The organism is Gordonia hankookensis (genome assembly GCF_014673215.1).
Classification (GTDB): domain Bacteria; phylum Actinomycetota; class Actinomycetes; order Mycobacteriales; family Mycobacteriaceae; genus Gordonia; species Gordonia hankookensis.
Genome location: NZ_JACWMS010000001.1, coordinates 918,881 through 931,245 on the forward strand (window position 1 = coordinate 918,881; position 12,365 = coordinate 931,245).

Annotated in this window: 6 protein-coding genes; 3 read left to right on the forward strand and 3 right to left on the reverse strand. The window is 67.0% G+C overall.

The features are described from left to right. Positions 1-20: 20 nt before the first annotated feature. Positions 21-8,099, reverse strand: a complete 8,079-nt coding sequence (locus IDF66_RS04255) for a non-ribosomal peptide synthetase (RefSeq protein ID WP_190265816.1) — start codon at positions 8,097-8,099, stop codon at positions 21-23. A 497-nt stretch (positions 8,100-8,596) separates the two neighbouring features. On the opposite strand from IDF66_RS04255, the gene IDF66_RS04260 reads away from it, so the two are divergent. From IDF66_RS04260 to IDF66_RS04270, 3 genes are read left to right on the forward strand one after another with little or no spacing between them, the layout of a single operon-like run. Next, positions 8,597-9,898 carry an ATP-binding cassette domain-containing protein gene (locus IDF66_RS04260; protein WP_190265817.1) on the forward strand — a complete coding sequence of 434 codons (1,302 nt, stop codon included), beginning with the start codon at positions 8,597-8,599 and terminating at the stop codon, positions 9,896-9,898. After that, positions 9,895-10,689 carry an ABC transporter permease gene (locus IDF66_RS04265; protein WP_190265818.1) on the forward strand — a complete coding sequence of 265 codons (795 nt, stop codon included), beginning with the start codon at positions 9,895-9,897 and terminating at the stop codon, positions 10,687-10,689. Before IDF66_RS04260 ends, IDF66_RS04265 begins: the two co-directional genes overlap by 4 nt. Then, a complete protein-coding gene (locus tag IDF66_RS04270) occupies positions 10,686-11,507 on the forward strand; it encodes an ABC transporter permease (protein ID WP_164308685.1) in 822 nt (273 codons plus the stop codon). The genes IDF66_RS04265 and IDF66_RS04270 overlap by 4 nt, the downstream gene beginning before the upstream one ends. A gap of 11 nt (positions 11,508-11,518) precedes the next feature. On the opposite strand, the gene IDF66_RS04275 is transcribed toward IDF66_RS04270, so the two are convergent. Both IDF66_RS04275 and IDF66_RS04280 read right to left on the reverse strand, forming a co-directional pair. Continuing rightward, positions 11,519-11,848 carry a hypothetical protein gene (locus IDF66_RS04275; RefSeq protein ID WP_164308684.1) on the reverse strand — a complete coding sequence of 110 codons (330 nt, stop codon included), beginning with the start codon at positions 11,846-11,848 and terminating at the stop codon, positions 11,519-11,521. A 208-nt stretch (positions 11,849-12,056) separates the two neighbouring features. Continuing rightward, entirely contained in the window at positions 12,057-12,278 is a 222-nt protein-coding gene (locus IDF66_RS04280; protein ID WP_164308683.1) for an MbtH family protein, read from the reverse strand. Positions 12,279-12,365: the final 87 nt, after the last annotated feature.

Sequence of the window (12,365 nt, forward strand, 5' to 3'; positions counted from 1 at the left end):
CGCGTCCACACCGGTCCCCGTCACGTCCGTTCGCTACCTTCCGCCTCAGCCGAATCCGTAGGGTTTGCGCGCGCGGCGTCCCGGTCCCGGCGGGCACCGGCGATCACGCCGTGGGCACGCTCACGAAGCTCGGCCAGGAGTCCGTCGAAACCCTCCGGGCCGGATTCCGCCAGCCCGGGAACAAGTGTCATGAGAGCCATCGTCAGCGCCGAATCCGCATCGGATGCTGCAGGATTCATCGCGCTGGTCATCATCTCCAGGTCTCCGAAACCGAGTGCCGCACGACCACCGACCGCGGTGGCGGTGCGATCGATTGCGGCGGCCTCGAAGACCAGTGCGGCCAGACTCTCGTCCGCATCGTCCACCGGCGATCCGGCCGCGGCCACCACCTCGTCGTCGAGGCGAATGCTCACGTCACCGACCACACATTCCGGATCGTCCGCGACCGCCTCGAGCAACTGCAGATATCGTTGGGCCATCCGCTCGATCGTCGCCCGATCGAAAAGATCTGTGGCATAGAGGAATTGTGCGCGCAGCGCACCCCCGTGCTCGTCCCGTTCCGGATCGTTCGGGAAGAGGGTGAGCTGCAGGTCGACCTTGGCCGATGCCAGCTCCTCGTGGATCGGTTCGACAGTGAGCCGATCGAACTGCAGCGTAGGGAATTCCACGTCCTGGAAGGCGAGCATCACCTGATAGACCGGGTTGTAGGAGGTGGGGGGTTTGGGCAGCACCCGGGACACGATGTTCTCGAATGCGACATCGGTGTGCGACATGTCGGCGAGATCGTCGTTGCGCACGCGCTCGAGCAGATCGACGAACCGCTCACCCGGGCGCACCCGGGTCCGCAGGGCCAACGTGTTGACGAACATCCCCACCACATCGTCGAGGCTCTGCTCGCCGCGGCCGGCGAACGGTGTTCCGATCACCAGGTCGTCGCGTCCGGAGATCCGATTCAACAGCATCGCGAACGCGGCGTGGATCACCATGAACGACGTGGTGTGATGCTGCCGCGCAACGATGTCCAGATTGGCCACCACAGACGCGGGGACCTCGAAGTTCACCGTGTCACCGCGGAAACTGGGCGTCTTCGGCCTGGAGTGGTCGTGGGGCAGCTCCAACCGCTCGGGCGCCCCCGCCAACCGCTCGTCCCAGTACGCGAGTTGACGCTCCTCCTCGGTGACGCCGTCGCCGTCGGTGACCGCGAGACGTTCGGACAGCCAGAGGCTGAAGTCCGCGTACTGCACCGGAAGGGGTTTCCATGCCGGCTCGGCCCCCGCGCTGCGCGCCGCGTACGCCGTCATCAGATCCCGCGCCAGTGGCGCCATCGACGCCCCGTCCGCGCTGATGTGGTGGACGACGAAGACCAGGATGTGCTCATGCGCCGAGACCTTGAGCAGCACGGCACGTACCGGCGGCCTGGTCGTGATGTCGAATCCCTCGCCGGTGACCTGACCGACGGCCGACTCGATCGATGTCGTGACGGTGCGCTCCTCGATGGTCAGTTCACTCTCGACCACGTCGGCAGGCATGATCACCTGGATCGGCTCGTCCTTGATCATCGGATAGGTCGTACGCAGCGATTCGTGCCTGCGGACGATGTCCGCGGTCGCGAGTTGCAGCGCGACGACATCGAGATCGCCTGCCAGCCGCAGCGCCATGGCGACGTTGTAGGCCGCGGACCGGGGATCGGCACGGTTGACGAGCCACAGTCCACGCTGCATTCCGGACACCCGAACGAGCTCCGCGCGACTGCGCGCGAGCAACGGCGGGGCGCCATGGCCGGTCGGGCCACCGGCGAGAGCATGCGCGAGCGACGACACCGTCGGACGCTCGAACAGCAGCTTCACCGGTACTTGTCGGTCCAGGAGCGCGGAGAGCCGGGAGGTCACTTTGGTCGCCGAGAGTGAACTGCCACCGAGGTCGAAGAAATCGGCATCGGCACCGACCCGATCCTGGCCGAGTACCTGGCCGAAGATGCCCGCGACGACCGCCTCCATCTGCGAACTGGGCGCCCGATACGGCGCGGACACGGTGAAGTCCACGGGCGGAAGGGATTTCCGGTCGATCTTGCCGGCCGTGGTCAACCGGAACTCCTTCACGATCACCACTGCGTGCGGAACCATGTATCCGGGCAGTTGCGCGGCCGCGTGCTCGAGTATCCGCTTGGGCTCGACCGTCGCGCCCTCGACCAGCCGCGCGTAGGTCACCAGCACGTCGTCGCCGCCCGGTCCGGGCACCCCGAGGCTGACCACCTCGGTCACCATCGGGTGATGCAGGATCGCGGCGTCGACCTCGCCCGGCTCGATACGCAGTCCGCGGATCTTGAGCTGGAAGTCGGTGCGGCCCACATACCGGAGATTCCCCGAGGTCGTACGTACGGCGCGGTCGCCCGTGCGGTACATCCGATCTCCGGCGGAGAACGGGTTCGCCACGAATCGGGTGGCGGTGAGATCGCTTCGGCGGTGATAGGCACGGGCGAGCTGGGCCCCGGACAGATACAGTTCGCCGGGTACCCCTACGGGGACCGGGCGAAGAGTGTGATCGAGCAGCAGACCGCCGACTCCCGGCACCGGCTGCCCGATCGTGACCTCGTCGCCCTCGTGCAGTGGCCCCGCAGCGGTGGCCCAGATCGTCACCTCGGTCGGGCCGTAGAGGTTGAAGAACGCCCGGCCGGCCCGCGCCCACTTCCGCATCAGGTCGGGGGGACATGCCTCGCCGACGCTGATCACGCGGCTCAGGCTGGGTACGGCGGCCGGTTCCAGCGTGCCGAGTGCGGACGGGGTCATGACCGCGTGGGTGACCCGATGCCGATCGATGAGCTCGGCGAGCTCGTCGCCGCCGAACACCCCCGCCGGGCTGACGACGAGCTCGGCACCCGTGCACAACGCCATCAGGATCTCGAAGATGGACGCGTCGAAACTCGGTGACGCGACATGAAGCACCCGCGACCGCTGGTCGAGGCGCAGGATCTTCTGCTGATTCGCCACCATGTTCGCGAGCCCGACATGACTGAGCGCGGCTGCCTTCGGGCGTCCGGTGGAACCGGAGGTGTAGATCAGGTATGCGAGGTCGTCCACGCGCGGCGCACTCCGGAGCTCACCGGCGTGCACGCGCGCACCACTGTGACCGGCCAGTTGCAGCTCGACCGCTGCGTCGTCGACCTCCAGCCAGGACACACCCTCGGGTGCCTTGTCCCGGACAGCCGTCGACGTCAGTCCGAGGACAGCACCGCTGTCGGAGAGGATCTCCGCGAGCCGCGACGGCGGATGCCCGGGGTCGATGCTGACGAACGCGGCTCCCGACTTGATCACCGCGACCATCGCGAGGACCGAGAGATGCGACCGCGGGATGCAGATCGCGACCAGGTCACCCGGGCCGAGACCACGGGCGACCAGTTCGCGCGCGAGTTGGTTCGACACCACTTCCATGGTCGACCAGGTGATGGTGGACGTGCCGCTGATCGCCACTGCCGCCGGATTCGCCTGCGCCACCCCGGCGGTGAGCAGGTCGCGCAACGTCTCCGGGATCACCCGCGATTCCGGGGGCGCGATCAGTGCCGCCCGCTCCGCCCCTGCCACCAGATCGATCGTGCCGATGGGCCGGGCAGGCGATTCGATCATCGTCCACAGGACCGTGACGAGTTGAGTCGCGACCCGCTCGATCGTCCGGTGATCGAAAATATCAGCAGCGTAGGCGAATTCCACGTCCAGACCCGCGGCGCCGACTTGATCGGTGACGGTGACGGAGAGATCGAACTTGGCGGCGGGCACCCGTGCGTCGAGCATCTCGGCCGACTCGACCCAGTCCCCGAGCGCCGTCGCCTGACCTGGATGCATCGTCAGAGCCACCTGGAACAACGGGGTGTGGGCCGCCGATCGTTCGGGGGCAACGGCTTCCACGACCCGCTCGAACGGGATGGACGAGTGCCGCATCGCCCGGGTACGGGTGGTGTGCGCCCGATCGAGCAGCTCGGCGGGCGTGTCCTCGGGGCGCATCGAAGTCCGCAGCACCACGGTGTTGACGAACATGCCGACCAGGTCGGCGGTCGCGGGCTCGTCGCGACCGGCGACGGCCGTCCCGATCGCCACCTCGTCCACCTCCGCCCACCTCGCGAGCAACACCGCGAATGCGGTGTGCACCACGGAGAACGGGGTGACATTGTGGTCCTGGGCGAGTGAGCGGATACCGGCCGCGAGATCGGCGTCGAACACCGTGTCGACGTAGCCGCCGTTTCCCGTGGCGACGTGCGGCCGCGGATGGTCGGTCGGCAACGGCAGGAAGCCCGGGAGCCCGGAGAGTTCCTCCTCCCAGAAGGCCAGACCCTCCCGGGCGAGCGGGGTCGGGTTCTCCGGGTCACCGAGGAGCCGATGCTGCCAGATCGCGAAGTCGGCGTACTGCACCGTCAGCGGCGGCAATGCCGCGCTGCCGCCGGAGCGCCGCCCGCTGTAGGCCACGAAGAGATCGCGGATGAGCGGCACCAACGAGAATCCGTCGCCCGCGATGTGGTGGAGCACCACCACCACGACGTACCCGGTCTGATCGCGGAGAATCCGCGCGCGGAACGGGATGTCGTGCGCCAGGTCGAATCCTCGGGCCGCCTCCGCGGCGACCGTCTCGTCGACCCCCTCGTCGACGACCGCGACCTCGATGTCCAGAAAGCCCATCGCCTCGGTTCGCGACAAGATCTCCTGCACGGGCTCGCCGCCCACGGATGCGAACCTGGTGCGCAGGGTCTCGTGGCGATCGATCAGGTCGCCGAGTGCTCCTTGCAGGGCAGCGACGTCGACCTCGGTCCCGAGCCGGACGGCGCCGGGCATGTTGTAGGTGCTCGCCACCGGATCCATCCGGTTCACGAACCACAGCCGGGTCTGGGAGTGCGACAACGGGATCGTGTCGGGACGCTGCTCGACCCGGGTCAGTTCGGGACGGCCGTCGGCCCCGCCCCGCCGTGAACGCTCCGCGATCTCGCCGACGTCGACCGAGGTGAACACGTCGGTGAGGTCGATCCGCACATTGTGTTCGACCCGCGCCCTCGACACCAGGCGCGCGGCCATCAACGAATCACCACCCAGTGCGAAGACGTTGTCGCGCAATCCGACACGTTCGACGCTCAGGAGTTCACCGATCAGCGATGCCAGCGTGTGCTCCACGGGCGTGCGCGGCGCCTCGTAGGCGATCACCGGTCGCAGGTCCGGCGCAGGCAGTTGCTTACGATCGAGTTTGCCGGTGGCGTTGATCGGGAACTGATCGAGCAGCACCGCCGCCGACGGGACCATGTGCGACGGCAGGTGACGACGACACCAGGACAGTGCGGCGGCCTCACTGACCGAATCGTCGTCGGACCGCAGATACGCCACCAGCACCGGCCCGGGCGCCAGGTCGGTGCGTGGCACCACCGCGGTGGCATCCACTCCCGGCATGCTGTCGAGCACCGACTCGATCTCACCGGGTTCGATCCGCTGCCCGCGGATCTTGACCTGGAAGTCGGTGCGCCCCAGGTAATGCAGCTGGCCATCGGGGCTCCAGCGAACCAGGTCACCGGTGCGGTACATCCGGGAACCTCTCGGGCCCAGATGATTTGCGACAAAGCGGTCAGACGTCAGGTCCGACCGACCGACGTAGCCGTCGGCGAGCTGACATCCCGCGAGATAGAGTTCGCCCGCGACACCGGCGGGAACGGGCCGCAGACGGGTGTCGAGGACGTACACGTCGGTGTTGGCCACCGACCTGCCGATCGGCACCGGGCCGTCGTCGGGGACCACTCGATACTCGGTGACATCGATCGCGGCCTCGGTCGGACCGTAGAGATTGACCAATTCGGCCGACGAACCCTCCAGCACACGGTCGGCGAGGAGTCGCGGCAGCGCCTCGCCGGAGGTGAAGACCCGCCGGACAGTGGGCGGCAGCAGGGTCAGATGTCCGTCGTTCTGCAGGACCTCGGTGTAGACGTCGAGCATCGACGGCACGAAATGCAGGACGTTGACCTGCTCTTCGGTGATCAGGTCGAGAAGGTATTCCGGATCTCGGTGCCCGTCCGGCCGGGCGATCACCATCTGCGCTCCCTGGGCCAACGGCCACAGCAGCTCCCAGACGGACACGTCGAAGGTGAACGGCGTCTTGTACAGCACCTTGTCGCCCGCGGCCAACGGGTAGTTGTCCTGCATCCAGGCGAGCCGGTTGTGCACCGCCGCGTGCGACACCTGCACTCCCTTCGGGGTGCCGGTCGATCCCGAGGTGAACAGGACGTAGGCGGCCTCGCTGCCGCCACCGGTCACACCGGCAGAGGCGGGCTCGGCAGGTGCCTCGGGATTGTTCGCTGCGGTGTCGAATCCGATGGAACCGAGCAGTGCGGCGTCGACGATCAGGTGGGCGGCGACGGTCTCGGCGATGAGACGGCGTCGCTCCTGCGGCTGCGCGGGATCGACGGGGACATAGGCCGCGCCGACGGAGAGAGTCGCGTAGATGGCGGCGACCTGTGCGATACCGCGGTCGAGGGCCACCACCACGTGATCGCCACGTCCGACGCCCGAATTGACCAGGTGCGCTGCGATGAGAGTCCGGAGGCGATCGAACTGGGCGTAGGTCCAGCGTCGTCCTCCGGACTCGATGGCGACATCCTCGCCCCGGTCACGAACCCGCCGAGCGAAGGCGGCGAGCAGGTGTGCATCGGGATCCGGCGGTGTGGCCTGCGGTCCGACGCCGAGACCGACCATCTCCTCGCGTTCACCGTCGAGCAGCAGGTCGACGTCGCCGATCAGCATGTCCATCTCGGAGAAGATGCGGTCGAGGAAGGCCAGGAAGCGCTGGAGGTGTCCCTCGAGCTCGACGGTCGAGTAGAGATTCGGATTCCCGTGGAAGTCGACCACCAGCCGGGCGCCGGGGCTGGCCTGATACACGTTCAACCGCAGATCTTCCAGAATCCCCGATGTGAGGATCTGGTAATCAACTGTGGCGCCGGTCAATTCGATCGGCTTGTCGAAGAACATCAGATTGATGATCGGGCCGAACGACGCCGTGTTCGCATCCTGCAGGCCGGCGTCGATACGGATGTCCTCGAACCGGTACCGCTGGTGGCGGAGGGCGCCGGTCAGCTCGAGCTGCACCTGTTCGATCAGGCCGCGCATCGTCAGCCGTGAGGCGTCGCAAACCCGGACCGGAAGCATGTTGGCGAGCATTCCGCTGGCGCGCTTGATCTTTGCCGTCGCGCGGCCGGTGACGGGGAGACTCAGCACCACATCGTCGGTGCCGGCCATCCGGGCCAGGTAGGCCGAGAAGCCCGCGGTGAGGAGCACTGCCGCCGATGTGTTGGCCTCGGCTGCGACCCGGTCGAGATCGGACTGCTGGGATGCGCTCAGCTCCGATCCGGCGACCAGGTTACGAGGTGACAGCTCCGCGGCCACCGATCGATGGGCGAGGGTGACGCGCTCGGGCAGATCGCTGACCCGGTCGATCCAGTAGGCACGGTCGGCCTCCCGGCGGGTGCCGGCGATGTACTTCTTGTCGTCCTCGACCAGTTCGGCCAGTGAGGCGCCCCGATTCGACACGTACTCCGAGCCCGCGACGGCCGCGTTGTACCTGTTCACCGCATCGAGCACCCCGGTCAGCCCGGCATAGCCGTCCATCGCGATGTGATGAGCCCGCACGTACCAGAAAGAACGGTCGTCGGCGACCCTGATGAGCGTCGACACGACCAGATGGTCGCGTCGCAGATCCATGTGTTGCTGATAATCGTCATTCATCCATCGGTGCGCTGCACCGACGGGATCCGCATGGTCGCGGAAATCGAGGAAATCGAGATCGTTGTCGAGACCTTGATCGACGATCTGCATCGGTACGCCGTTGACTTCCACGATCCGGGTGAAGGCCGACTCGCGTTCACGCGCATTTCCGACGACCGCCTCCCGGAAGAGATCACGATCGAGTGGTCGGTCTTTGTCCCGGATATCGAGATACTGAGCAACGGTAACGGAATAGTCGGATGAGAGATTCTCGGCAAACCACATCCCGCGCTGCGCTGCGGTCAGCGCGAAGGGGACCAGTTCTGCCCCGCTCTCGGTGTCTGTCTCAGTGGCGTCATGGGTGTTCTCGACCGAACCCATAGCCCCTCTTTCCCAGGTCAGCGGCCAGCCCGGCCCGACGGCGGCTGACGATCAACCGACGCTCGGGTCGTTGTGGGCTGTCTGTTCGCGGGAACTCCGTTCCCAGGCAACAGTGTGCGTCATTATCCACCTTTCCCAACGAAATTCACCATGATTCGTTTGAATGCAGGAACCCTTGCCCGCGCGGACGAATCTCAGGTAAACGGCTAGCTCACGATAGGAATTCGGCGGCGTGCCCAAGATCGTTACGCGCCCGAGTCCGAAGTCGTCCAAACGTACGAATGCGGTGCGCGGCGGCGTAATGATTCGGCCGCCGAGAGCGAGAATCTTTCCAGACCGTTCAAACAATTTCGGTAGCATCGCCCACACCCGATGCTCGGAACCGCCCGCGGGCATGCGCCTCGCGTCCCCACTGTCCGCGGTGTCGCGTGGCCCGAGAAGAGTGGTGCACACCCGCCCCCGACTCAGGCGACCGGGACGCCCGAGAGGAGCTGTCGATGGCCGAGCAGTCCGGCGGGCCCACGGCCGCCCGATCAAGCCTGCCGGCGACTCCCCGACATGCGGCGGTCGTCGCCGACGAGGCGCCGACGAGGCGCCTGCTCGCGGCGCCGACCGATGACGAGGGCCGGCCGACCGGCAACGGCCCGGCACGAGACGTCGCGTCCGGGTGGAACATCGTCGAATCCTCGGCACAGGCACAAGCACCGACCGCGATCCCGGATACCGGGACGCCGCGGAGACCACCGCCGGTACCGGCCACCGTCGATCCGACCGCAGAAGACGACTCCTCGGCGCGTCCAGCCATCGAAGTCGTCAACCTGCACAAGCGATTCGGGGACAATGTCGCCGTCGAAAGTGTCAGCTTCTCGGTCGCGAAGGGGACCATCCTCGCGCTCCTCGGGCCCAACGGCGCGGGAAAGACGACGACCGTCAACATGTTGTGCACCCTCCTCAAGCCCGACGGCGGCAGCGCAATCGTCGCCGGACACGATGTGGTGTCCGACGCCGCGGGGGTACGGCGATCGATCATGCTGACCGGCCAGTTCGCCGCGCTCGACGAAGCGCTCAGCGGTCGGGACAATCTGATCCTGTTCGGGCGGCTGATGGGTCTGTCCAGGGCGATGGCCCGGTCGCGAGCCGACGAACTGCTGACATCCTTCGAGCTGACCGCCGCCGCCAAACGCAAGGTCGGTGAGTACTCGGGTGGTATGCGGCGCCGGATCGACATCGCGTGTGGCCTCGTCACGCAACCCGAGATCGTGTTCCTCGACGAGCCGACCACCGGGCTCGATCCGCGGAGCCGCCAGGAAGTCTGGAAGCTCGTCGAGTCCCTGCGGCGACAAGGCGTGACCACACTGCTGACCACGCAATACCTCGAAGAGGCCGATACCCTGTCCGATCACATCGTGGTGATCGACAAGGGCCGCGTGATCGCGTCCGGTACCGCCGACGCGCTCAAGACGGCGACCGGCGCGTCGCACTATCAGGTGACCCCCACCGATCCCGACGACCTGGATCGCCTGCTCGCGTGCCTGGACGGGATCGCGGTCGACGGGCAGGGTGTCAGGCGAGCCACCGAGGACGAGCCCGACGGGCCCGCCACCTTTGTCACGGTGCCGGCCGCCGACGGCGCAGACACGCTGGTCGAGATCGTCCAACGGACCAAGGACGCCGGCATCCGGTTGTCGGACGTGGCTCTCTCCCGCCCGAGCCTCGACGAGGTCTTCCTCGCCCTGACCGATCCGGCCGGCACCACGGCGGTGTCGGCCTCCGATGACGAGCAGAGCCCGGCCGGATGACCCTCGAGGCTGCTCACCTCATCCGGCCCCGCACCCGGGCAGGCGCGCAATGGTGGACGCTGACCGGTCGGGGCGTCTCGTCGATGGTGCGCAACGGGGAGATCATCTTCGCCTTCGTCGCGCCGGTGCTCCTCGCGATCTGCTTCTATGTCCCGCTGCGCTCGATCATGAACGCGGCCCCCGGGATGGACTACGCGGACTTCCTGATGCCGATCATCTCGTTGCAGTCGGTGAGTTTCGTCGCGTCATCGGCGGCCATGAGATCCGCGGTGGACGCCACCAAGGGCATCAACACCCGGTTCCGGACCCTCCCGATGCCGCCGGTGATCCCGCCCCTTGCCCGGATGGGCACCAACACGGTGCTGCTGGTCATCTCCATCATCTGCGCGACCGCGACGAGCCTGGTGATGGGATGGCGACCGAACGGCGGGGTGCTCGACACGATCGGGTTGTTCGCGGTCGTCCTGGTGGTCGGTGTCCTCATCGCCGTCCTGGCCGATGCGGTCGGGTTGCTCTCCAACAGCCCGGAGGCCACCAGTCAGGCGCTCTCGCTGCCGATTCTCATCCTCGGCATGTTGTCGACCGGATTCGTGCCCGAAAGCCAGTTCCCGGAATGGATTCAGCCATTCGTGCGGAACCAGCCGATCTCCCAGTTCGCGACCGCGATGCGCTCGCTCAGCGACGGCACCGCCACCCTCGATCTGCTCACGCCCACGATCTGGTGGTGCGTCGGCCTGGCCGTCGCCGGGGGCCTGCTCACCGTGCTCGGTGTGCGCCGGGTGGTGCGATGACCACCCTCACGCAGGCACCTGCCGGACGGCTCGCCGTCGAGCGGTCGGCGCGGGCGTTCGTCGAGCAGAGCGCGGTGCTGGCGTGGCGCCAGATCTCGGTGATGGTGCGGGACCGGGGCACCTTCCTCCAGCTGGTCCTCGTCCCGCTCCTCACCCTCGTCATGTTCAAGGTGGTGCTCGGTGACGCGATCGGCAGTGCCACCGGGCAGGACAGCACCTACGGCACCGTGCCGCTGGTGATCCTGGTGAGCGCCATGTTCGGGTCGGTGGCCGCCGGCATCCGCCTGAACCAGGAGCGAGGAACCGGGCTGCTCGCGCGACTGTACGTGCTGCCGATCAACCGCGCCGCCGACCTCACCTCGCGGCTGTTGAGCGAGGTCGTCCGCATCGTCGTGGTGACGGCACTCCTGATCGCCGTCGGCTCCACCATCGGTTTCGAGATCACCGGTGGTGTGGTCGCGGTCCTCGGGATCTTCGGGGTCTCGCTGATGTTCGGCGTCGCCTACGCGATGCTCGTGCTCGCCCTCGCGGTCAGCGCGCGTCCGTCGGCTCCGCTGGTCCCGCTGTTGTCGCTGGTGTCGAGCGTCCTGATGTTCTTCAATTCCGGGTTCTCCCCCGTCGAGGCCTACCCGGGCTGGCTGCAGCCGATCGTCGAGAACCAGCCGATGAGCCCGGCCATCGAGGTGATGCGATCACTGGCCGCGGGTGGCCCGATCGCGGAGAACATGATCAAGGTGGTCGTCTGGACGGTGCTCATCATCGCCGCCTGCATCTACCCGGCCCTGCACGGGTATCGCAGAGCCGCCACCTCTCGATGAGCGGAGCGGCATCAGCCGACCGAGCGCAACATCCCGTAGTCGTCCCCGATGTCGCGGGCAAGCCACTCCACCACCTGCCCCACCGCAGTGGAGACCGCAGACGGCTCGTCGAGCGACCCGATGCGCGGCAGGCAGTGCAGGATGGCGGCGACCAGCGACGAGCCGACGCCGAGGCCGTTGCTCTCGGCGACGAGGTCGTAGCTCGTGAGGGCGCCGGCAAGGTCCTGGTAGGTGGCCGAGTCACCGCTGTGTCGGACGGCGGTCAGGCCAGGGGTGATCTCGGCGCGGCGATGGACGTCGTCGCACGTCGCCCTCAATCGCGGGAAGTCCCACGATCCCATGTCACCGTCCATTCCTGACCTGCTCTCCGCCAGTCGAAAAAGCGTCCGACAATCCTCCGGATCTGGGAAATCGCTGTGTGCAAATGATGACAGATACTCCTTGCGATTGTCACCGGAGGCCGATGAGAAAATTCACCGGTCGCGATGTCGGGTACACCACGGTGGCATGTACCCCGGATGACTGCCACGACCGGATCGTCCCGTTCGGTCAGCCTGCCCGATCCGCCTCCATGGCGTCGATCAGGCTCTTGGGCCGCAGATCGGTCCAGTTCTGCTCCACGTACTCCAGGCATGCCGCACGGCTGTCCTCACCGAACACCTTGGTCCAGCCGGCCGGGATGTCGGCGAACGTCGGCCACAACGAATGCTGGTTCTCCTCGTTCACCAGGACGAAGAAGCGGCCGTTCTCGTCATCGAATGGGTTGGTCATGATCGGTGGTTCCTCTCGTTCGGGGACGGCCGGCCGTTCGGCCGGCCCGGGATTGCGATCTTCTGGACGTCGTCGGTGCCTATATCG